The 22,261-nt window shown below is 61.0% G+C and carries 21 protein-coding genes; 14 read left to right on the forward strand and 7 right to left on the reverse strand.

The window, feature by feature from the left end; genetic code table 11:
* Positions 1-29: 29 nt before the first annotated feature.
* The 4 genes from GFU70_RS29110 to GFU70_RS14465 form a co-directional block, all read right to left on the reverse strand.
* Positions 30-632 carry a transposase gene (locus tag GFU70_RS29110; protein WP_014338096.1) on the reverse strand — a complete coding sequence of 201 codons (603 nt, stop codon included), beginning with the start codon at positions 630-632 and terminating at the stop codon, positions 30-32.
* 706 nt (positions 633-1,338) lie between these two features.
* A complete protein-coding gene (locus GFU70_RS14455; RefSeq protein ID WP_116642179.1) occupies positions 1,339-2,136 on the reverse strand; it encodes a transglutaminase family protein in 798 nt (265 codons plus the stop codon).
* Positions 2,133-3,083 (reverse strand): alpha-E domain-containing protein, encoded by a 951-nt coding sequence (locus GFU70_RS14460; RefSeq protein WP_116642178.1) that lies wholly within the window; start codon positions 3,081-3,083, stop codon positions 2,133-2,135. The genes GFU70_RS14455 and GFU70_RS14460 overlap by 4 nt, the downstream gene beginning before the upstream one ends.
* Positions 3,084-3,086: 3 nt before the next feature.
* Positions 3,087-4,496 (reverse strand): circularly permuted type 2 ATP-grasp protein, encoded by a 1,410-nt coding sequence (locus GFU70_RS14465; RefSeq protein WP_058545285.1) that lies wholly within the window; start codon positions 4,494-4,496, stop codon positions 3,087-3,089.
* A gap of 730 nt (positions 4,497-5,226) precedes the next feature.
* On the opposite strand from GFU70_RS14465, the gene GFU70_RS14470 reads away from it, so the two are divergent.
* Genes GFU70_RS14470 through GFU70_RS14500 form a run of 7 tightly spaced genes read left to right on the forward strand, consistent with a single transcriptional unit; the run spans position 5,227 to position 10,504 of the window.
* Complete coding sequence (locus GFU70_RS14470) at positions 5,227-5,817, forward strand: amino acid synthesis family protein (protein ID WP_003182108.1); 591 nt, start codon at positions 5,227-5,229, stop codon at positions 5,815-5,817.
* Between the two features lie 45 nt (positions 5,818-5,862).
* Positions 5,863-6,696 (forward strand): alpha/beta fold hydrolase, encoded by an 834-nt coding sequence (locus GFU70_RS14475; protein WP_153388285.1) that lies wholly within the window; start codon positions 5,863-5,865, stop codon positions 6,694-6,696.
* A complete protein-coding gene (locus tag GFU70_RS14480) occupies positions 6,693-8,174 on the forward strand; it encodes an aldehyde dehydrogenase (protein ID WP_153388286.1) in 1,482 nt (493 codons plus the stop codon). The genes GFU70_RS14475 and GFU70_RS14480 overlap by 4 nt, the downstream gene beginning before the upstream one ends.
* A 13-nt stretch (positions 8,175-8,187) precedes the next feature.
* The gene (locus GFU70_RS14485) at positions 8,188-8,673 is read left to right on the forward strand and encodes a flavin reductase family protein (protein WP_058545282.1); all 486 of its coding nucleotides are present in this window, start codon (positions 8,188-8,190) and stop codon (positions 8,671-8,673) included.
* Positions 8,674-8,720: 47 nt separating this feature from the next.
* Positions 8,721-9,125, forward strand: a complete 405-nt coding sequence (locus GFU70_RS14490) for a carboxymuconolactone decarboxylase family protein (protein WP_153388287.1) — start codon at positions 8,721-8,723, stop codon at positions 9,123-9,125.
* Between the two features lie 60 nt (positions 9,126-9,185).
* Complete coding sequence (locus GFU70_RS14495; protein ID WP_058545280.1) at positions 9,186-9,938, forward strand: GntR family transcriptional regulator; 753 nt, start codon at positions 9,186-9,188, stop codon at positions 9,936-9,938.
* A 2-nt stretch (positions 9,939-9,940) separates the two neighbouring features.
* Entirely contained in the window at positions 9,941-10,504 is a 564-nt protein-coding gene (locus GFU70_RS14500; protein WP_153388288.1) for an NUDIX hydrolase, read from the forward strand.
* A 237-nt stretch (positions 10,505-10,741) separates the two neighbouring features.
* Here GFU70_RS14500 and GFU70_RS14505 read toward each other — a convergent pair whose 3' ends face one another.
* The gene (locus tag GFU70_RS14505) at positions 10,742-11,038 is read right to left on the reverse strand and encodes a DUF1330 domain-containing protein (RefSeq protein WP_116642177.1); all 297 of its coding nucleotides are present in this window, start codon (positions 11,036-11,038) and stop codon (positions 10,742-10,744) included.
* An 81-nt stretch (positions 11,039-11,119) separates the two neighbouring features.
* Between GFU70_RS14505 and ribBA the strand changes: the two genes are divergently transcribed.
* The 7 genes from ribBA (at position 11,120) to GFU70_RS14540 (ending at position 18,030) form a co-directional block, all read left to right on the forward strand.
* Positions 11,120-12,229 (forward strand): bifunctional 3,4-dihydroxy-2-butanone-4-phosphate synthase/GTP cyclohydrolase II, encoded by a 1,110-nt coding sequence (gene ribBA, locus GFU70_RS14510; RefSeq protein ID WP_058545277.1) that lies wholly within the window; start codon positions 11,120-11,122, stop codon positions 12,227-12,229.
* Between the two features lie 258 nt (positions 12,230-12,487).
* Positions 12,488-13,513 carry an ABC transporter substrate-binding protein gene (locus GFU70_RS14515; protein ID WP_058545276.1) on the forward strand — a complete coding sequence of 342 codons (1,026 nt, stop codon included), beginning with the start codon at positions 12,488-12,490 and terminating at the stop codon, positions 13,511-13,513.
* A complete protein-coding gene (locus tag GFU70_RS14520; RefSeq protein ID WP_058545275.1) occupies positions 13,510-14,442 on the forward strand; it encodes an ABC transporter permease in 933 nt (310 codons plus the stop codon). Before GFU70_RS14515 ends, GFU70_RS14520 begins: the two co-directional genes overlap by 4 nt.
* 6 nt (positions 14,443-14,448) lie before the next feature.
* Positions 14,449-15,258 (forward strand): ABC transporter permease, encoded by an 810-nt coding sequence (locus tag GFU70_RS14525; protein ID WP_058545274.1) that lies wholly within the window; start codon positions 14,449-14,451, stop codon positions 15,256-15,258.
* A gap of 17 nt (positions 15,259-15,275) precedes the next feature.
* Complete coding sequence (locus tag GFU70_RS14530) at positions 15,276-16,427, forward strand: ABC transporter ATP-binding protein (protein ID WP_153388289.1); 1,152 nt, start codon at positions 15,276-15,278, stop codon at positions 16,425-16,427.
* Positions 16,428-16,471: 44 nt separating this feature from the next.
* Positions 16,472-16,957 (forward strand): flavin reductase family protein, encoded by a 486-nt coding sequence (locus GFU70_RS14535; protein ID WP_058545272.1) that lies wholly within the window; start codon positions 16,472-16,474, stop codon positions 16,955-16,957.
* Between the two features lie 29 nt (positions 16,958-16,986).
* Entirely contained in the window at positions 16,987-18,030 is a 1,044-nt protein-coding gene (locus GFU70_RS14540; RefSeq protein ID WP_058545271.1) for an LLM class flavin-dependent oxidoreductase, read from the forward strand.
* Between the two features lie 171 nt (positions 18,031-18,201).
* Here the strand turns inward: GFU70_RS14540 and GFU70_RS14545 are convergent, their stop codons facing one another.
* Both GFU70_RS14545 and GFU70_RS14550 read right to left on the reverse strand, forming a co-directional pair.
* A complete protein-coding gene (locus GFU70_RS14545) occupies positions 18,202-20,253 on the reverse strand; it encodes a TonB-dependent siderophore receptor (RefSeq protein WP_413468818.1) in 2,052 nt (683 codons plus the stop codon).
* Between the two features lie 237 nt (positions 20,254-20,490).
* Complete coding sequence (locus GFU70_RS14550) at positions 20,491-22,260, reverse strand: sodium:solute symporter family protein (RefSeq protein ID WP_153388290.1); 1,770 nt, start codon at positions 22,258-22,260, stop codon at positions 20,491-20,493.
* Position 22,261: the final 1 nt, after the last annotated feature.

The raw sequence follows: 22,261 nt of genomic DNA on the forward strand, positions 1-22,261 counted from the left end.
CACACCACCCCCTGAATTCAAAGTACGGCTCAATTGCTTGCGGTCGATGTCGTGGCGTGCCGGGCCAGCCAGGTGTGCAGCAGCGCGAAGTTCAAGGAGAACTCCGGCATTTGCAGCAAGGCGCCACAGAACACTTCACCGATGATTTTCTGAATGAGCCGCACCGCCCGAGCGTCGCCCAGCAGCGTGGCGAGGTCTTTGCTCAGGACGTTGAAGCTCCAGACTTTCTGGTTCAGGTCCAGGCCGACGAACCAGCGGAACAGCAGGTTGTAATTGAGTTGTTCGTAGAGTTGCTGCTCGCTGGGCACCGAATAGAGCAGTTGCAGCAGAAGGATATGCATGGCGGTTTGCGGTGCGATCAGCATCTGGGCACCGGCGTTGAGGCCCTGCAGCACATCGCGATGGTCATCCAGCAGGTCGTCGATCTGCGGACGCAGCAAGACCAGCGAATGGCCTTGCGGAATGTAGCTGGACACTTCCTTGAGCGCGCCCTGCCAGTCATCCTGGGAAACGATCCAGACCCACGGCGCGCCGTAGCGATACACCGAAACCGGCTGCTTGCGCGCCGCCTCGACGATCTTCGACAGCCGCTGGTCCAGCTCCTGCATGCCCACTTTCGAATAACGTTCCATAGTCCCCATCGCCTCACTCCCGGCTTTGCGCCCCGGCTCCAAAACGACCTTGAAGGCCCCCTTGAACACGTCACACAGGCATGACGGGAATGGCGATGTGCTACCGAACTTTTGTCATGAAAGCTTCATTTGGAGGCGCCAGGAAGATGCCCTGACTTGGGACGACGGGCGGATTTTTGTGGGAGCGGGCTTGCTCACGAAAGCGGTGGGTCAGTTTGCATCGATGTCGGATGGGCTGCCGCCATCGCGGGCAAGCCTTGCTCCCACAGGGGTCTCGGGTGGGTACAAGGCTTATGTCCGCCACAAATGCTCTGTGGGAGCGGGCTTGCTCGCGAAAGCGGTGGGTCAGTTTGCATCGATGTCGGATGGGCTGCCGCCATCGCGGGCAAGCCTTGCTCCCACAGGGGATCTCGGGTGGATACAAGGTTTATGTCCGCCACAAATGCTCTGTGGGAGCGAGCTTGCTCACGAAAGCGGTGGGTCAGTTTGCATCGATGTCGGATGGGCTGCCGCCATCGCGGGCAAGCCTTGCTCCCACAGGGGTCTCGGGTGGGTACAAGGCTTATGTCCGCCACAAATGCTCTGTGGGAGCGGGCTTGCTCGCGAAAGCGGTGGGTCAGTTTGCATCGATGTCGGATGGGCTGCCGCCATCGCGGGCAAGCCTTGCTCCCACAGGGGGATCGGGTGTTGGCGATAAAGCCTGCCGTTATTGGTGTTGCACCTGCACCATCGAACTCACCTGCACCCTTGCCTGCATCTGCTCCGCTCCGCCACCTCGGCGCATGCCGCGTACCGGGCAGGCGTCGAGGTAGTCCAGGCCGACCGCCAGTTTCAGGTGGCGGTCTGGGAAGGTCAGTTGGTTGGTCACGTCGAAGCTGTACCAGCCATCATCCAGCCAGGCTTCCGCCCAGGCGTGGCTCGCCAGGTGGCTTTCATCTTCGGTGCACAAATAGCCGGAAACATAGCGCGCAGGAATGCCCAGGCTGCGCACGCAGGCCAGGAACGCGTGGGTATGGTCCTGGCAAACCCCCGTGCCACCGGCAAACGCCTCGGCGGCGGTGCTGTTGACCGCCGTCGTGCCGGGGCTGTAGGGCATTCGCGCCGCCAAACCATTCATCAAGTCGGTCAAGGCCGAACGATCGCGCCGTCCCGCGCATTGCTCGACGGCGAAGGCGCTAAGGGCGTCGTCTGCCTGGGTGAGGCGGCTGGTGCGCAAAAAAGGCAGCGGCGACTGGTTGTCCGGTTCCATCGCGATGGACTGATGGATTTCCACCTCGCCATAAGCCGTCAGTACCAAGGCGCCGTGAGGCTCGTCCATGGTCATCACATGCAGGATGTTGCCATAGGGATCAAGCTGGCTGCGCACCAGTCGCGGCAGTTCCAGATGCCACTCCAGGATGCGCTGGCGCTGAGTGTCCCGGGGCGTCAGGCGCAGGAACTGGATGCTGGTGCAGACTTCATCGGCGTAGCTGTAGGTGGTGTCGTGGCGTATAGACAGTTTCATACGACCTCCAGGTAAGACTCATGGACGGTCTGGCCCAAGTGGCGGATCTGCCCAATCAAGTCGGTCAGCCATTGATGCAGGCCCGACGCCAGGATCTCGTCGATCCCCGAATAACGCAGGCGCGCATTCAGTTCGGCGGCCAGGCGTTGCGCCGGCCGGCCGTTGTTGCCCGGCAAGCTGGCGAGGATGTGGTCCAGCTCCTCGATGCAGGCATGCAGCGAGCGCGGGACGTCGGCCCGCAGCAGCAACATTTCGGAAACCTGCTCGGCATTGGGCGCATTGCGATAGATCTCGTTGAATGCCTCGAACGAAGACAAAGCGCGCAACAAGGCACTCCACTGGTAATAACCACGGGCCGAGTTGTCGCTGACCTCCTCCGATTCCTCGCCGAACATTTCATAGCGGGCGTCCAGCAGGCGCAGCGTGTTGTCGGCCCGCTCGATAAAGGTGCCCAGGCGAATGAAGCAGTAGGCGTCATTGCGCATGATGGTGCCCGACGTCGCGCCACGGAACAGGTGCGAGCGCTCCTTGACCCACTCGCAGAAATGGCTGATGCCGTAGCGCCCCAGGCCGTTGCTGGCGATGTTGCGCATTTCCAGCCAGGTGGCGTTGATGTTTTCCCACATGTCGGCGGTGATGCGCCCGCGCACGGCATGGGCATTGGTTCGCGCGGCCCGCAGGCAGCTGTAGATACTGCCGGGGTTGGTTTCGTCCAGCGCGAAGAAATGCAGCATGCGCTCGGTGTTGAGCACGTCATAACGGGCGTTGTAGTCGTCCAGCGTACCGGCCGCCAGCAACGACATCGCCAGCTCGGCATGGCCATCGCTGCGCCCGGCCTGGGGCATCAGCGACAACGAATAGCTGACTTCGAGCATGCGCGCCAGGTTCTCGGCGCGCTCCAGGTAGCGGGACATCCAATAGAGGTCCGAAGCAGTTCTTGAAAGCATGTCTTAGTCCTCCACTACCCAAGTGTCTTTGGTGCCACCGCCCTGGGACGAGTTCACCACCAGCGAGCCTTCGCGCAGCGCCACGCGGGTCAGCCCGCCGGGCACCAGGCGCGTTTCCTTGCCCGACAGCACGAACGGCCGCAGGTCGATGTGGCGCGGCGCGATGCCGCTCTCGACAAAGGTCGGGCACGTCGACAGGCTCAAGGTTGGCTGGGCGATGTAGGCTTCGGGACGGGCCTTGAGGCGTGCGCGGAAATCCTCGATCTCCGCCGCGCTGGCGGCCGGCCCGACCAGCATGCCGTAGCCGCCGGAGCCTTGGGTTTCCTTGACCACCAGGTCCGGCAGGTTGGCCAGCACGTGGGACAGGTCCTGGGGCTTGCGACACTGCCAGGTGGGCACGTTCTTCAGGATCGGTTCTTCGGTGAGGTAGAAGCGGATCATCTCGTCGACGTAGGGGTAGATCGACTTGTCATCAGCCACGCCCGTGCCGACCGCATTCGCCAGCACCACATTGCCCGCGCGGTACACGGCGATCAGCCCGGGCACGCCCAACATCGAATCGGGGTTGAACGACAGCGGGTCGAGGTAGGCATCGTCAAGGCGCCGATAAATCACGTCCACTTGCCGGGGGCCGGCGGTGGTGCGCATGTACACGTGGTCGTCACGCACGAACAGGTCGGCGCCCTCCACCAGTTCCACGCCCATTTCACGGGCCAGGAACGCATGCTCGAAATAGGCACTGTTGAAGCGCCCCGGGGTCAGCACCACGGCGGTGGGGTTCTCGAGAGGGCTTGAGCTCTTGAGGGTGTCGAGCAGCAGGTTCGGATAATGGTCGATGGGGGCTACGCGCTGGGCGGCGAAGAGCTCGGGGAACAGGCGCATCATCATCTTGCGGTCTTCGAGCATGTAGCTCACGCCGCTGGGGGTACGCAGGTTGTCCTCCAGCACGTAGTAACTGCCGTCACCGTCACGAACCAGGTCGACACCGGCGATATGGGCGTAGATGCCCCGGTGCAGGTTCAGGCCCTGCATCGCAATCTGGTACCCCTCGTTGGCGAGCACTTGCTCGGGCGGGATGATCCCTTCCTTGAGGATGTGTTGCCCGTGGTAGATGTCGGCCAGGAACATGTTCAGGGCCTGGACCCGCTGGATGCAGCCACGCTCGACCACCTGCCATTCACTGGCCTTGATGCTGCGCGGGATGATGTCGAAAGGAATCAACCGTTCGGTGCCCTGCTCGTCCCCGTAGAGGGTGAAGGTGATACCGGCTCGGTGGAACAGCAGGTCGGCTTCGCGGCGGCGTTGTTCCAACAGTTCAAGCGGTGTGTCCGCCAACCAGCGCGAGAAGGCTTGGTAATGCGGGCGGCAGTCACCCTTGGCGTCATACATTTCATTAAAAAAAGCGTGGGGCATAGCCAACTCCCAGCCGTGTCGCACACGGCATTTCTTATTACGTCGTCATTCCACTCAGTACGGCCTTGCCTTTTTTATGAGCCCTGGTTCTCTGAGTACCTCGTTAGGCAATGGGTCTCTGATCAGGCCTTTGCGTCCGGATGACGTGCGCCCCCCCTGTTTATCTACGTATCGAATACCCCCCGATGGTTCTTTCGTCCTGTAGTCGTAGCAAGGGCTGTGCCTAAGTGCGGTGCATCGAGACAAAGCTGGAAAAACTGTCGCGTAACGACCAAAAAGCGAAATTTATTTTCGTTTTTGCGACGAAAGCCTGTCTGGAGGCTGAAACGTTTATTGCCATTTCCGGCGTCGACGCCACGAACGGGTCGAATCGGTGCAGCCAGGCGGGAAGCCAGCGTCGAATGCCCTGAAAAGGGGAAATTTATACCCATTCACTGTAGGCACATTTCATCTGTGGCGAGGGATTTATCCCCGTTTGGGTTGCGAGCGACCCCAAGCGTCTGCCATATCGCATCCAACAGACGCACCGAAGCGCACCATCGAAGAGGCGCTTCGCACCTAAACGGGGATAAATCTCTCGCCACAAGCGTGCATCGATCCTGCACTTGCCTCAGCGCCTCCAGCCTTCCGTCGCCTCCCTTCGTACAAATCCGACAGCAGCACTTGCACCAACAGTATTATGGTATACCATCATACGCAAAGACCTATTCATCCACCCAGGGAGCAGCTCATGAGTTTCGAAATTCGCAAGATCGTCAGCTATGTCGAAGAAACCTTTATCGAAGGCGGCAAGGCCACCGACAAACCGGTGACCATGGTCGGGCTGGCGGTGGTGATGAAAAACCCTTGGCTGGGTCGCGGTTTCGTCGAAGACCTGAAACCGGAAATCCGCGCCAACTGCTCCGACCTCGGCGCGCTGATGGTCGAGCGTCTGGTAGGCATCATCGGCGGCGCCGAGAAGATCGAAGCTTATGGAAAGGCCGCCGTGGTGGGGGCCGACGGTGAAATCGAGCACGCTTCCGCCGTGATCCACACCCTGCGCTTCGGCAACCATTACCGCGAAGCGGTCAAGGCCAAGAGCTACCTGAGCTTCACCAACAAGCGCGGCGGCCCTGGCACCTCGATTCAGATCCCGATGATGCACAAGGACGACGAAGGCCTGCGTTCGCACTACATCACCCTGGAAATGCAAATTGAAGACGCCCCGCGCGCCGACGAAATCGTCGTGGTGCTGGGCTGCGCCGATGGCGGTCGCCTGCACCCGCGCATCGGCAACCGCTACATCGACCTGGAAGAACTGGCCGCCGAGAATGCGCAGTAATCCAGCTTGGGCAACCACAATAAAAAAGGCATGCAGGAGCGCTCCATGATTCGGCTCACCGCTGAACTCACCCCGGCCGGCACCAGCTACCTGGCAACCGGCCAAGGCCAACCCGTGGTCTTGATCCATGGCGTGGGCCTGAACAAAGAAATGTGGGGTGGCCAGGTCGTTGGCCTGGCCACGCAATACCGGGTGATTGCCTACGACATGCTCGGCCATGGCGCGAGCCCCCGCCCGCAAAGCGGTACCGCGCTGCTCGGCTACGCCGACCAGTTGCTGGAGTTGCTCGACCATTTGCAACTGCCCCAGGCGACGGTGATCGGTTTTTCCATGGGCGGGCTGGTAGCCCGTGCGTTTGCCTTGCATTATCCGCTGCGCCTGCAAGGCCTGGTGGTGCTCAACAGCGTGTTCAACCGCAGCGCCGAACAGCGCGCCGGGGTCATCGCACGCACGGCCCAAGCCGCCGAGCATGGGCCGGACGCCAATGCCGAGGCAGCGTTGTCGCGCTGGTTCAGCCGTGAATACCAGGCGGCCAATCCGGCGCAAATCGCCGCATTGCGCCAGACCCTGGCGCAGAATGATCCCCAGGGTTACCTGACCACCTATGAACTGTTCGCCACCCAGGACATGTACCGCGCCGATGACCTGAGCAACATCCAGGTGCCGACACTGATCGCCACCGGTGAACTGGACCCCGGCTCGACACCGGAAATGGCCCGGCAACTGGCCGAGCGAATTCCCGGCGCCACGGTTGCCGTGCTCGCCGAACAGCGGCATATGATGCCGGTAGAGTCGCCGCGCCTGGTCAACCAGCTGTTGCTGGAATTTCTCGACACAGCAAACGCCCGACAAAACCAAATAAAGGGGATCGTTGCATGACACTCGCACGTTTTTCGATGTGCATCGGCGGTGAATGGGTCGATGCTCTCTCCGGCAAGACTTTCGAAAGCCTGAACCCGGCACTGGCTCAACCCTGGGCCGAGTTGCCCGACGCCGACGAAGCCGATGTCGAGCGCGCCGTCCAGGCGGCGCAGAGCGCTTTCGACAGCCCGGCATGGCGCGGGCTGACCGCCACCGCACGCGGCAAATTGCTGCGTCGCCTCGGTGACCTGATCGCCGAGAACAAAGAACAACTGGCCCAGTTGGAAAGCCGCGACAACGGCAAGCTGATCCGTGAAACCCGCGGTCAGGTCGGCTACCTGCCGGAGTTCTTCCACTACACCGCCGGCTTGGCCGACAAGCTCGAAGGCGGCACGCTGCCGCTGGACAAGCCGGACCTGTTTGCCTACACCGTGCACGAAGCCATGGGCGTGGTCGCGGCGATCATTCCCTGGAACAGCCCGCTGTACCTGACGGCGATCAAACTGGCACCAGCCCTCGCGGCAGGCAACACCATTGTGATCAAACCGTCCGAGCACGCCTCGGCAACCATTCTCGAGCTGGCTCGCCTCGCCTTGGAAGCGGGCATTCCGCCGGGCGTGGTCAACGTTGTCACCGGTTACGGCCCGAGCACCGGCGCCGCCCTCACCCGCCATCCGCTGGTGCGCAAGATCGCCTTCACCGGCGGCGCGGCCACGGCGCGGCATGTGGTGCGCAGCAGCGCGGAGAACTTCGCCAAGCTGTCGCTGGAACTGGGCGGCAAATCACCGAACATTATCTTTGCCGACGCCGACCTCGACAGCGCGATCAACGGGGCGATTGCCGGGATCTATGCGGCATCCGGCCAGAGCTGCGTGTCCGGCTCACGCCTGCTGGTGCAGGACGAAATCTACGATGAGTTCGTCTCGCGCCTGGTCGAACGGGCCCAGCGCATCCGCATCGGCAACCCGCAGGAAGACGCCAGCGAAATGGGCCCCATGGCCACCGCCCAGCAACTGGCCGTGGTCGAAGGCCTGGTGGCCGACGCCATCGCCGAAGGGGCGCGCCTGCGCCTGGGCGGCAAGCGGCCGCAGAACCTGGGCGAAGGCTGGTTCTATGAACCGACACTGTTCGAATGCGACCGCAACTCGATGAAGATCATGCAGGAAGAAGTCTTCGGCCCGGTCGCCTCGGTGATTCGTTTCAAGGACGAAGCCGAGGCCCTGGCGATCGCCAACGACTCGCAATTCGGTCTCGCCGCCGGCATCTGGACCCGCGACCTGGGCCGTGCCCATCGCCTGGCCCGGGATGTTCGCTCCGGGATCATCTGGGTCAACACCTACCGTGCGGTGTCGGCCATGGCGCCGATCGGCGGCTTCAAGAACAGCGGCTATGGACGCGAGAGCGGCATCGATTCGGTGCTCGCTTATACCGAACTGAAAACGGTGTGGATCAACCTGTCCCAGGCGCCCATGCCTGATCCATTCGTGATGCGCTAGGAGTCTTGAGAAAATGATCGAACCCGGCATCTACAAAGAAGTCATGAGCTCCTTCCCGTCTGGCGTCACGGTGGTCACTACCCTGGACCCGGACGGCAATATCGTCGGCATCACCGCCAGCGCGTTCAGCGCGCTGTCGATCGACCCGGCGCTGGTACTGTTCTGCCCCAACTACGCCTCTGACACCTACCCGGTCCTGCGCGACAGCAAGCAGTTCGCGATCCACTTGCTGTCCGCCGACCAGACCGCCGAAGCCTATGCCTTTGCCGGTAAGGGCAAGGACAAGGCCAAGGGCATCGATTGGCACCTGAGCGACCTGGGCAATCCATTGCTGGGCAAAGCCACGGCGATCATCGAATGCGAACTGTGGCGCGAATACGATGGCGGCGACCACGCGATCATCGTCGGCGCAGTGAGGAACCTGATCCTGCCCGAACAGCCGGTGACGCCGATGATCTACCACAAAGGCAAGCTGGGCCCGCTGCCCGCGCTGGCCTGATGGTTCTACACATCCCCACAGGTTCATCACTTTTTCAGGGAGCCCGCATGAGCAACGAAAAGTACGAACAAGGCCTGAAGATCCGCACCCAGGTGCTGGGCCAGGACTACGTCAAGCGCTCCATCGAGAACGCCGACGATTTCACCCGGCCACTGCAGGAAATGGTCACCGAATATTGCTGGGGCCATGTCTGGGGTCGCGAGGGTTTATCGCTCAAGGAGCGCAGCATGATCAACCTGGCAATGATCTCGGCGCTCAATCGCCCGCACGAACTCAAGCTGCATGTACGCGGCGCCTTGCGTAACGGCCTGAGTCGTGAGCAAATACGCGAAATTCTGCTTCAGGTCGGTATCTATTGCGGCGTCCCCGCTGCCGTGGACAGTTTCCGGCTTGCCCGTGAAGCCTTCGCCGAAGCCGATGCCGAGGCCTCCAGTCAACCCTCGGCTGTTTGATCTGAACGTGCACGGATGTTGCCCGTTTGGCATGGACAGCCATATTACAGAGCGGACCCCATGAAACGCCTGCCACTCGACGACAGCTTCAAGGTCAATCGCAACCCCGTTACCCTGCGCGAAATCGTGCTGGATAAACTGCGAAGCGCCATCATGAACTTCCAGCTTCTGCCGGGCGATCGCCTGGTCGAACGCGATCTGTGCGATCGCCTGGGTGTGAGCCGCACGTCGGTACGCGAAGCGCTGCGCCACCTAGAATCCGAAGGCCTGGTGGAGTTTGCCGATGCCAAGGGGCCGCGGGTCGCCATTATCACCTTGGCCGACGCCGTCGACATCTATGAGCTGCGTTGTGTGCTCGAAGGCTTGATCGTCCAGTTGTTCACCCTGCGGGCCAAGGCCAAGGACATCAAGGCCCTGGAAAAAGCCCTCGCGGAAAACCGCAAGGCCCTCAAAGAAGGCGAACTGCAACAGGTCATCGATTCGGTGCAAGGCTTCTACGACGTATTGCTCGAAGGCTCCGGCAACCATGTCGCCGCCACCCAGTTGCGCCAGTTGCAGGCGCGCATCAGTTATTTGCGGGCGACCTCGGTGTCCCAGGAAAACCGCCGCGGCGACAGCAACCAGGAAATGGAACGCATGGTCGAGGCGATCAAGAGTGGCGACCCCCTGGCGGCCCACCAGGCCTGCGTCGACCACGTGCGCGCCGCCGCCAAGGTCGCCCTGGAATACCTCAAGCGCCAACAGGAAGAGACCGGTGAAATCCCCGAGATCATCCCGCCCATCGCCCTCAAAGAACCGCGCATAGGTCGCTAGCCATGTTCAGCCCGAGCTTTTGTCCAAAGTGCGGCGGCAGTGACCTGGGTCATCGCCTGCCAACGGGCGATACCCATGAGCGACTGATGTGTGGCGGTTGCGGCTACATCCACTACGTCAACCCGAAGATCATTGCCGGCTGCATCATCGAGCAGGACGGCAAGTACCTGCTGTGCCAGCGCGCCATCCCACCGCGCCCGGGCACCTGGACACTGCCGGCCGGCTTCATGGAAGGCGGCGAGACAACCGAACAGGCGGCGCTGCGCGAGGTCTGGGAAGAAACCGGCGCACGCGCTGAAATCGTTTCGCCCTACTCGATCTTCAGCGTGCCGAAGATCAGCGAGGTGTACATCATCTTCCGCGCCATCGCGCTGGAGATCACCGGCCAGTTCGGCCCGGAAACCCTCGCCTGCCAGTTCTTCGCCCCCGAAGACATTCCCTGGGACAGCATCTACTACCCGGCCATCCGGCAGATCCTCGAACGTTATATCGAGGAACGCCAGGCCGGGGTCTATGGCATCTACATGGGTAACGACGACAGCGGCAAGATTCACTTCATCCGCTGACGACCTGTAGGTAGGAGCTGCCGAAGGCTGCGATCTTTTGATCTTGATCTTGATTTTGATCTTGATTTTGATCTTGATCTTTCGCTTGAGACTCAACTGTCAGGGACAAGATCGCAGCCTCGTTGCACTCGACAGCTCCTACACAGCTCCTACACAGCTCTTGCGCAGCTCTTGCGCAGCTCTTACGCAGCTCTTACGCAGCTCCTACGAAGCTCTTACGAAGCTCTTGCGCAGCTCTTACAGTGGTGCCACGCCCTCGACAATGATCACCTCGGCCCGGGCCACGCCTTCGCGATGGCGCTTGGCCTCCTGATACTGCGCCGAGTGATAGCAGGCCAGCGCCTGTTCGTAAGAGTCGAATTCGATCACCACGCTGCGCTGCGGCGTGGCCCTGCCCTCCATCGCTTCGCTGCGCCCGCCGCGGGCCAGCATCCGACCGCCATACAAGGCAAACGCCGCCGGCGCTCGCTGGGTGTATTGGCTGTATTGATCGGGGTCGGTGACATCCACATGAGCAATCCAGTACGCCTTCATAGTGACCTCTCGGTTTGTTTTGTATTATGGTATACCACAACATCCTTCCAGCAAGCCCCATCAAAACAAAGAGAGCCCGACATGGCCTTTAACAGCATTCAGGAAATCATCGAAGACTACCGCCTGGGCAAGATGGTGTTGCTGGTGGATGACGAAGATCGGGAAAACGAAGGCGACCTGCTGCTGGCCGCCGACTGTTGCAACGCCCAGGCCATCAGCTTCATGGCCCGCGAAGCGCGCGGGTTGATTTGCCTGACCCTGACCGACGAACACTGCCAGCGCCTGGGCCTTGAGCAAATGGTGCCGAGTAACGGCAGTGTGTTCAGCACTGCGTTCACCGTCTCCATCGAGGCCGCCACGGGCGTGACCACCGGTATTTGCGCTGCCGACCGGGCACGCACTGTCGCCGCCGCCGTGGCCGCCGATGCGGGGCCCAGCGATATCGTGCAGCCGGGGCATATCTTCCCGCTGCGGGCCAAGGAAGGCGGTGTATTGACCCGCGCCGGGCACACCGAAGCCGGTTGCGACCTGGCGCGCCTGGCAGGTTTCACACCGGCATCGGTGATCGTCGAAGTGATGAACGATGACGGCACCATGGCCCGCCGGCCGGACCTGGAGGTTTTCGCCCGCAAGCACGGGATCAAGATCGGCACCATCGCCGACCTGATCCACTACCGCCTGAGCACCGAGCACACCGTGGTGCGCATCGGTGAACGGGAACTGCCTACAGTGCATGGCACCTTCCGTTTGTTCACCTTTGAAGATCGCATCGAAGGTGGCGTGCACATGGCGATGGTGATGGGCGACATTCGCCGGGATGAGCCTACGCTGGCGCGGGTGCACGTGATCGACCCGCTGCGGGACCTGGTGGGCGCCGAATACAACGGCCCTTCCAATTGGACGCTATGGGCGGCCCTGCAGCGAGTAGCCGAAGAAGGTCGTGGCGTGGTGGTCGTGCTGGCCAACCACGAATCGTCCCAGGCGCTGCTCGAGCGAGTGCCGCAACTGACCCAGCCGCCACGACAGTTCAGCCGGTCGCAATCGCGCATCTATTCTGAAGTAGGCACCGGGGCGCAGATTCTGCAGGACCTGGGCGTCGGCAAATTGCGCCACCTGGGACCACCGCTCAAGTACGCGGGGTTAACGGGGTATGACTTGGAGGTGATAGAGAGCATTCCCTTCACCGGATAACAGAAAAACCTGTGGGAGCGAGCAAGCCCGCTCCAACGGGTTCGACCCAGCAATGACAGGGAAAAATCTGCCCTCGGACAGATAGCCGGTACGGCAAAATGCTTGCAGAAAGTTTGGAATACCATAATATGATATTCCATAGACCGAGCGTTCCAGCCAACCCTTGGCACGGTCGCCCGCAAGGCCAGTAGGACCAATGCTCCCGATAAGTGGGCGAACAGAAGCCCATTCAATAAACACAACAATGAGGGCGTGAAAATGGTGTTGAAGAAAAGTGCAGCCGCAATTCTTTTTGCCGGCCTGTTGAGTGTCACCAGCCAAGCAACGATGGCCGCTGAGAGCGTCAACTTCGTCAGTTGGGGCGGCAGCACCCAGGACGCGCAGAAGCAGGCCTGGGCCGACCCGTTCAGCAGGGCCAGCGGCATCACCGTGGTCCAGGATGGCCCCACCGACTACGGCAAACTCAAGGCCATGGTCGAAAGCGGCAACGTGCAGTGGGACGTGGTCGACGTCGAGGCGGACTTCGCCTTGCGCGCCGCTGCCGAAGGCCTGCTCGAGCCCCTGGACTTCTCGGTTATCCAGCGCGACAAGATCGACCCGCGCTTCGTCTCCGACCACGGCGTCGGTTCGTTCTACTTCTCCTTCGTACTCGGTTACAACGAAGGCAAGCTCGGTGCTGGCAAGCCCCAGGATTGGTCCGCACTGTTCGACACCAAGACCTACCCCGGCAAACGCGCCCTGTACAAATGGCCAAGCCCCGGCGTGCTCGAGCTGGCCCTGCTGGCCGATGGCGTCGCCGCAGACAAGCTCTACCCGCTGGACCTGGACCGCGCCTTCAAGAAACTCGACACCATCAAGAAAGACATCGTCTGGTGGGGCGGTGGCGCGCAGTCGCAACAGTTGCTGGCCTCGGGTGAGGCAAGCCTTGGACAGTTCTGGAACGGTCGCATCTATGCCCTGCAACAGGACGGTGCACCGGTGGGCGTGAGCTGGAAACAGAACCTGGTCATGGCCGACATCCTGGTCATCCCCAAAGGCTCGAAAAACAAGGCCGCAGCCATGAAATTCCTGGCTAACGCCAGCAGCGCCAAGGGCCAGGCCGACTTCTCCAACCTGACGGCCTATGCGCCGGTCAACGTCGACAGCATCGCGCGCCTGGATTCGGTGCTTGCCCCCAACCTGCCGACCGCCTACGCCAAGGATCAGATTACGCTTGATTTCGCGTACTGGGCCAAGAACGGTCAGGACATCGCGACACGGTGGAACGAATGGCTGGTCAAATGAAAATGTCGGCAACGGCACACCGGCACACCGGGAGCGCCACTGGCGCTGCCGGTGTGGCAACCGCCCAGGCCGTTGCACCGCAAGCACCGTCGCTGATACAGCGCTGGCGCGGGGCCGGCAACCTGCTCCCCGCCCTGCTGTTCCTCGGCCTGTTCTTCCTGGCGCCGCTGATCGGCCTGCTGCTGCGCGGGGTGCTGGAGCCCGTGCCTGGGTTGGGCAACTACGAGCAACTGTTCGCCAACTCAGCCTACACCCGGGTGTTGCTCAACACCTTTTCGGTGGCCGGGCTGGTAACGCTGTTCAGCCTGCTGCTGGGTTTCCCCCTGGCCTGGGCCATCACCCTGGTGCCCCGTGGTTGGGGGCGCTGGATGCTGAACATCGTGCTGCTGTCGATGTGGACCAGCCTGCTGGCCCGCACCTACTCCTGGCTGGTGCTGCTGCAAGCCTCCGGGGTGATCAACAAGGCATTGATGGCCATAGGCATCATCGACCAGCCACTGGAGATGGTGCACAACCTCACCGGCGTGGTGATCGGCATGAGCTACATCATGATCCCGTTCATCGTCCTGCCGCTGCAGGCGACCATGCAGGCCATCGACCCGATGATCCTGCAGGCCGGTTCGATCTGCGGCGCCAGCCCCTGGACCAACTTCTTCCGGGTGTTCCTGCCGCTGTGCCGGCCGGGGCTGTTCTCCGGTGGGCTGATGGTGTTCGTGATGTCCCTCGGTTACTACGTGACCCCGGCACTGCTGGGCGGCGCGCAGAACATGATGTTGCCTGAATTCATCATCCAGCAGGTGCAGTCGTTCCTCAATTGGGGCCTGGCCAGCGCCGGCGCCGCCTTGTTGGTGGCGATCACCCTGGTGTTGTTCTACTTCTACCTGAAGCTCCAGCCGGAATCCCCGGTGGGTGCCAGCAACGCGAGGTAAGCCGTCATGCTCCTGACTCCCAATGCCATGAGCCGGCGCATGCGGTTCGGCCTGTATTTCACCACCGGCCTGATCGCGCTGTTCCTGCTGCTGCCGATCGTGTTCATCGTGCTGCTGTCATTCGGTTCGTCCCAATGGCTGGTCTTCCCGCCACCGGGCTGGACACTCAAATGGTACGGCCAGTTCTTTTCCAATCCCGACTGGATGAGCGCGGCGCTGACCAGCCTCAAGGTCGCGGTACTGACCACTGTCTGCGCCGTGGCGCTGGGCCTGCCGACCGCGTTTGCCCTGGTACGTGGACGCTTCCCGGGTCGGGAAATGCTCTACGGCCTGTTCACCCTGCCGATGATCGTGCCGCTGGTGATCATCGCCGTGGCGGTGTACGCGCTGTTCCTGAAACTGGGTTACACCGGGACGATGTTCGCGTTCGTGGTCAGCCACGTCATCGTCGCACTGCCGTTCACCATCATCTCGATCATCAACTCGCTCAAGCTGTTCGACCAGTCCATCGAGGACGCAGCGGTCATCTGCGGCGCCTCACGCCTGCAAGCGGTGTTCAAGGTGACCTTCCCCGCCATTCGCCCAGGCATGGTCGCCGGCGCCTTGTTCGCGTTCCTGGTGTCGTGGGATGAGGTGGTGCTGAGCGTGATGATGGCCAGCCCGACCCTGCAAACCTTGCCCGTCAAGATGTGGACCACCCTGCGCCAGGACCTGACGCCTGTGATCGCCGTCGCTTCGACGCTGCTGATCGGCCTCTCGATCTTGGTGATGGTGATCGCCGCCGCCCTGCGTCGGCGCAATGAAATCAGCGCCTGAGCGCCTAGGAGAACACGATGAGTGCCGTCAAAGACCCCGCACAACAGAACAACAAGACCCTGGTCAGCCTGCGCAACCTGAACAAGCACTACGGCGACTTTGCCGCCGTGGACGATATTTCCCTGGAGATCCAGGACGGCGAATTCCTGACCTTCCTCGGCTCCAGCGGCTCGGGCAAGAGCACCACGTTGTCGATGCTGGCCGGGTTTGAAACCCCCAGCAGCGGCGAGATCCTGGTGGGCGGCAAATCCCTGGTCAACGTACCGCCGCACAAACGCGACATCGGCATGGTGTTCCAGCGTTACTCGCTGTTCCCCCATCTGTCGGTGCGCGACAACATTGCCTTTCCGTTGGCGATTCGCAAACTGGCGGCGGCTGAACGTGATCGCCGGGTCGATGCCATGCTCAAGCTGGTGCAGTTGGAACCGTTCGCCCACCGCCGCCCTTCGCAACTGTCCGGCGGCCAGCAGCAGCGTGTAGCAATTGCCCGGGCGCTGGTCTATGAGCCACGCATCCTGCTGATGGATGAACCACTCGGCGCCCTGGACAAAAAGCTCCGTGAAGACTTGCAGGATGAACTGCGCCAATTGCATCGACGCCTGGGCATCACCATCGTCTACGTCACCCATGACCAGGAAGAAGCCATGCGCCTGTCCCAGCGCATCGCCATTTTCAGCCACGGCAAGATCGTCGGCCTGGGCAGCGGCTATGACCTCTACCAGAACCCGCCGAACGCATTCGTGGCCTCGTTTCTGGGCAACTCCAACTTCCTCAAGCTCAAGGCCCAGGGCAACGCGGTGGCGACCTTCGAAGGCCAGTCGCTGTCGATCCGCCTGACCGCCGGCCTGCAAACCGGGCAGGACGTGCTGCTGATGGTGCGCCCGGAAAAAGCCCTCGCCCTGAGCGTCGAACAAGCCGCCCGGGAACCCTTGGCGGCCGGCTGGAATGAGGTCTCGGCCAAGGTCGTCGAAGTGCTGTTCCTGGGTGAAAGCCAGACCTGCAGTGTGGTGACGTCCGGCGGCACGGCCATGACGGTCAAGGCGCTGTCCTCCGCCGGCATGCCACTCAAGGCCGGCGACCCGGTGCGCGTGCGTTGGGCCACCGCCGATGCCTGCGTCTACACCCAATGGGCCGAGAGCGACCTGAACAAAGCCGCGGGGGCCCATTGATGAACATTGCATGCCCACAACCGATAAAGCCCGAGGATCGTCCGATGATCGATGCCAGCGTCTACAAACAAGTCATGGGCTCGTTCCCGTCCGGCGTGACCGTGATCACCACCCTCGATGACGACGGGCAAATCGTCGGCCTCACCGCCAGCGCCTTCAGCTCATTGTCGATGGACCCGGCGCTGGTGCTGTTCTGCCCCAACTACAGCTCCGATTCCTACCCGGTACTGATCAAGAACAAGCGCTTCGCCATCCACCTGCTCTCCGGCGGCCAGCAGAATGAAGCCTATGCCTTCGCCCGCAAAGGCAAGGACAAGGCCCAGGGCATCGAATGGACCTTGAGCGAGTTGGGTAACCCGCTGCTGAGCAATGCCACCGCCATCATCGAATGCGAACTGTGGCGCGAGTACGAAGGCGGCGACCACGCCATCATGGTCGGCGCAGTGAAAAACCTGATCGTCCCGCAGCACACACCGGGGCCGCTGGTTTATTGCCACGGCAAGATGGGCGCCCTGCCCGTCCTCGCCTGAACCGATCGTCAACTACAAGAGATAGCGCCATGAAATTTTCCCTGTTCGTACACATGGAGCGCTGGGACGAAAGCGTCAGCCATCGCCAGCTGTTCGAAGACCTGAGCGAGCTGACCCTGTTGGCCGAGGCCGGCGGTTTCAGCACCGTGTGGATCGGCGAACACCACGCCATGGAATACACCATCTCGCCGAGCCCGATGCCGCTGCTTGCATACCTGGCCGGCAAGACCACCACCATCCACCTGGGCGCCGGCACCATCATCGCGCCGTTCTGGCACCCGCTGCGGGTGGCCGGCGAATGCGCGCTGCTGGACGTGATCAGCAACGGCCGCATGGAAGTCGGCCTGGCCCGGGGCGCCTATCAGGTGGAGTTCGACCGCATGGCTGGCGGCATGCCGGCCTCCTCCGGCGGCCAGGCCCTGCGTGAGATGGTCCCGGTAGTGCGCGCCCTGTGGCAAGGCGACTACGCCCATGACGGCGAAATCTGGAAGTTTCCCACCTCCACCAGCGTGCCCAAGCCAATCCGCAAACCACACCCGCCGATGTGGATCGCCGCCCGCGACCCGGACTCCCACAACTTCGCCGTCGCCAACGGCTGCAACGTGATGGTCACGCCGTTGATGAAGGGCGATGAAGAAGTCCTGGACCTGAAGAACAAGTTCCAGGCCGCCCTGGACAACAACCCCGACGTGCCACGCCCCCAATTGATGGTGCTGCGCCACACCCACGTCCATGCCGTGGACGATCCGGAAGGCTGGAAGATTGGCGCCCAGGCGATCTCGAAGTTCTATCGCACCTTCGATGCCTGGTTCGGCAACAAGCAAGTGCCGGTCAACGGTTTCCTGGCGCCAAGCCCGGAAGAAAAATTCGCCGAGCGCCCGGAGTTCCAACTGGAAAACATCCGCAAGAACACCATGATCGGCACGCCGCAGGAAATCATCGAGCGGATCAAGTATTACCAGGAACTGGGCGTGGATGAGTTCAGCTTCTGGTGCGACAACAGCCTGCCCCACGCCGAGAAGAAGAAATCCCTGGAACTGTTCATCCAGCAGGTGGTGCCGGCGTTTCGGTGATTCGCAGCCCTGCAATTGCCTGGGTCAGTTCTACCGTCATCGCGAGCAAGCTCGCTCCCACAGGGTTTTGTGATGAGCGAGCTTGTTCGCGATGACGGCCGGAATGTAACGGTGATGCCCCAAAAAAAATGCCCGGACTTCAAAGTCCGGGCATTTTGTTTTCTGAATCGATCAGAACGTTACGCTGGCACTCAGGCGAGCGGTACGTGGTTCACCGACATTGACTTGCAGTTGGCTGCCGGTAGATGACGGGTAGTACTGCTTGTCGAAGAGGTTGTCGACGTTCAGTTGCAACGAGGTCTTGTGCCCCAGCACGGGCGACTCCCAGCGCAGGAAGGCGTCGGCTACGGTGTAGCTGCTGAGCCAGAAGTCGTTGGCGTTGTTGGCCGCGCGTTCGCCGACGTAGCGGGCGCCGGCACCGGCATGCCAGGCACCGAATTCGGCAGGCACGTTCAGGTGGTGACTCAGGTAAAGGCTGGCGGTGTGTTTGGGGGCGTCGGAGAGACGGTGACCTTCGTTTTTAGGGTCATCAAGTATTTCTGTGTGGGTATAGGCGTAGGTACCGATCAGGTCCCAGCGCTCGGCCAGACGACCAGTGATGTCGAGTTCCAGGCCTTGCGAGCCGACCTTGCCTGCGGCTTCCGACAGAGTCACGGCGTTGACGGTGGTGGACGTTACGACGTTTTTCTTCACGATGTCGAACAGCGCCAGGTTGATATTCAAGCCCGGTAGCAGATCGTACTTGGCGCCGATTTCATAGCTGCGGCCCTCTTCCGGATCGAAGGTATTGCCGGCGTCGTCCACGGTGTCATTTGGCTTGAATGACCGGCTGTAGTTGCCGTACAACGACAGGGTGTCGGTGGCTTTGTAGACCAGCCCGAGGAATGGTACGAAGGCGTCACCGTTGTCATCGCGATTGACTTCGTAATCACTGCCAAGTCCCTGGTCGCTGTATTGATCGTAATGTTGATAACGACCTCCCAATACCAAAATCCAGCGATCATCGAGATGCCAGTTGTCCTTCAAATAGACAGAACTGGAATTCAACTGGTTGCGCAGGTCGCTTTGAGTTGGACTGATCACACTGGGCTCAGCCAGACCGCCATAAACCGGCGACGTAATATCGAAACCAGACTGAGCCTTTCCACGATAAGTCTTGCCACGAAACTGATCCGACACCTGATTATCAACGCCCATCAGCAAGTCATGACGCTGACCGAACAGCTCCTGCTTACCCATGAAATCCCAACTGGCGTAACGAGTTTCGTCGTCGTAATGAGCACCGTTGGCGGCCCGCTGAAAAACACCGGTTTTTGACAGGCTCGGCTGTGCAATCGAAAGACTGTACCGATCATTGTTCCAGCCATAGGTGACCCGCGTTTTCCAATCCTCGCTCAGCTCGTACTCAAAGCGCGCCGTCGCCGTTTCGCGAATTCCCACGCTCTTGGCCCAAGGCTCATCCAGACGCTTGTCGTAATCGATATCGGCCGGATGCCCATTGGTGAACACCGTGCCCCGGTCAAACGGATTGGAGTATTCGTTGTACTCATAACTGAGGTTCAACGAAGCCCGCTCCCCCGTCCAAGCCAGGGACGGCGCCACCAGCGTGCTCTCATTGACGCCATAGTTGCGCCAGTAGTCCTCGTGGCCGCGCTCGGCAATCAAGCGATAGGCCAAACCGGTATCGCCCAGCGGCCCGGTGGTGTCCAGGGCCATGGTGCCGCCGCCTTCGCTGTAGGCCGAACCGCTCAACGTGGTGCTTTGGGTGTATTCGGGCTTCTTGCTGATGACGTTGACCAGGCCGCCAGGCTCCAACGCGCCGTACAGCATCGAGGCCGGTCCCTTGAGCACTTCGACGCGGTCGGTGGTGGCGCTGAAGTTGTGCCCCAGGTTCGAACGCACGCCATCGCGCAGGATCGAGCCGTCGTCGTTGGTACCAAAACCACGCTTGACCAGCGAGTCCCGCGAACCGCCCAGGGTGTTGCCCTGGCTGACACCGCTGACGAACTTCATCGCGTCGCTCAGCGAACGCACCTGATAGTCATCCAGGGTCTGCGGAGTCACCACGTTGATCGATTGCGCTTCTTCCTTGATCGGTACATCGCTCTTGCTCGCCGTGCTGGCTTGCGACGTCGTATAGCCCTCGTCCTGATTGACACGACTGCCCTGGATGTCCGTGGCCGGCAGCTCAACAGTGCCCTGCGCCCACGAAGGGCTTGCCATCAAGCAGCAGGACAGCGCGGGTAAAACACATTTGACGAGAGTATTCCGATAAGCGAAAGGGGTGGAACGATTCAAGACGCGCACTCACAGAGGGATAGGAATGAGAGCGAATATACTTTGAGAATGATTCCCAGTAAATCTTTCTGACACTTCCCCGCTTGACTCTGCATGCAATCAAGGGCGCCGGATGATGAGTCCGGCGCCCTTGATTATTTCCCCCTCCTAGTCTTGGATTGCTCAGTGGTCGATGGCAGCACCGGCTCCTCTCGGGACGCGAATGTCTTCGACCAGGTGCTGGATGTGCTCCGGTGGCGGTGCGGTGAAGCGTGACACCACCAGAGCGGCCGCGAAGTTGAAGAGCATCCCCAACGTGCCGATGCCTTCAGGGGAAACACCCAGCCACCAATGTTCGGCAGTGTTCATCGTCGGGTTGATGAATTTGAAGTAGACGATGTAGGTGAATGTGAACGTCAGGCCGACGATCATCCCGGCAATCGCACCTTCACGGTTCATGCGCTTGGAGAAAATCCCCATGACAATGACCGGGAAGAACGATGACGCAGCCAACCCGAAGGCGAACGCAACCACCTGGGCAACGAATGCGGGCGGATAGATGCCGAACAGCCCGGCAATCAATACCGCCACGCCGGCAGCGATACGTGCAGCGAGCAACTCCTGCTTCTCGCTGATCCTGGGCATGATGTTGCTCTTGAGCAAATCATGGGAGATCGAGGTTGAGATCACCAGCAACAGCCCCGCAGCCGTCGAAAGTGCCGCCGCCAGCCCACCGGCGGCGATCAATGCGATGACCCAGCCCGGCAAGCCGGCAATCTCGGGGTTGGCCAATACCATGATGTCGTTATCGACATAGAGTTCGTTGGCCACTGGCGAGACCTGGTTCTTCAGCAACCGCTGCTCATATGCCCCTCGCTCGTCAGTGAAGCTCGGCGCACCGACCAGGGCCGCCCCCGGGCCATACTGGATAATCCCATCGTTGTTCTTGTCCACCCAGGCAATAAGGCCCGAGTTCTCCCAGGTCTTGAGCCAGTTCGGCGCAGTGGTGTAACTGACGTTGGGAATGGAGGTCAGCAAATTGGTGCGAGCAAAGGCTGCAATGGCCGGTGCGGTGGTGTAGAGAATAGCAATGAACAACAAGGCATAGCCTGCGGACTTGCGGGCATCACGCACGGTCGGCGTGGTAAAGAAACGCACGATCACATGAGGCAGGCCCGCAGTACCCACCATCAGCGCCATGGTGATGAAAAACACATCCATGGTCGATTTGGTGCCATTGGTATAGGCGGTGAAACCCAACTCGGCACCCAGGCCGTTGAGCCGCTCGATCACGCTCTGCCCCGTACTGGCCACTTCACTGATAAAGCCCAGTTGCGGAATCGGATTGCCGGTGATCATCATCGAGATATAAATGGCCGGCACCATGTAGGCAAAAATCATCACGCAATATTGCGCCACCTGGGTGTAGGTGATGCCCTTCATGCCACCGAGTACCGAGTAAAAGAACACGATGGCCATGCCGATCATGACGCCTGTGTTGATATCGACTTCCAAGTAACGAGAAAAGACGATACCCACGCCACGCATCTGTCCGGCCACGTAAGTAAAGGAAATGAAGATCACGCAGATCACCGCCACCACCCGGGCGGTCTGGGAGTAATAACGCGCTCCGACGAATTCAGGTACGGTGAATTTGCCGAATTTTCGCAGGTAAGGCGCCAGGCACATGGCCAGGAGCACGTAGCCGCCGGTCCAGCCCATCAGGTAGACCGAGCCGTCATAACCGGCGAAAGCGATAATGCCCGCCATGGAAATGAACGAAGCCGCCGACATCCAGTCAGCACCGGTAGCCATCCCGTTCAGCACCGGATGCACGCCCTTGCTCGCGATGTAGTACTCACTGGTAGAACCGGCACGCGTCCAGATGGCGATCCCGATGTAGAGCGCAAAGGACGCTCCGACGAACAAATAGATCAGGGTTTGAGTGTCCATG

This window comes from Pseudomonas brassicacearum (assembly GCF_009601685.2).
GTDB classification, from domain to species: Bacteria; Pseudomonadota; Gammaproteobacteria; order Pseudomonadales; family Pseudomonadaceae; genus Aquipseudomonas; species Aquipseudomonas kilonensis_B.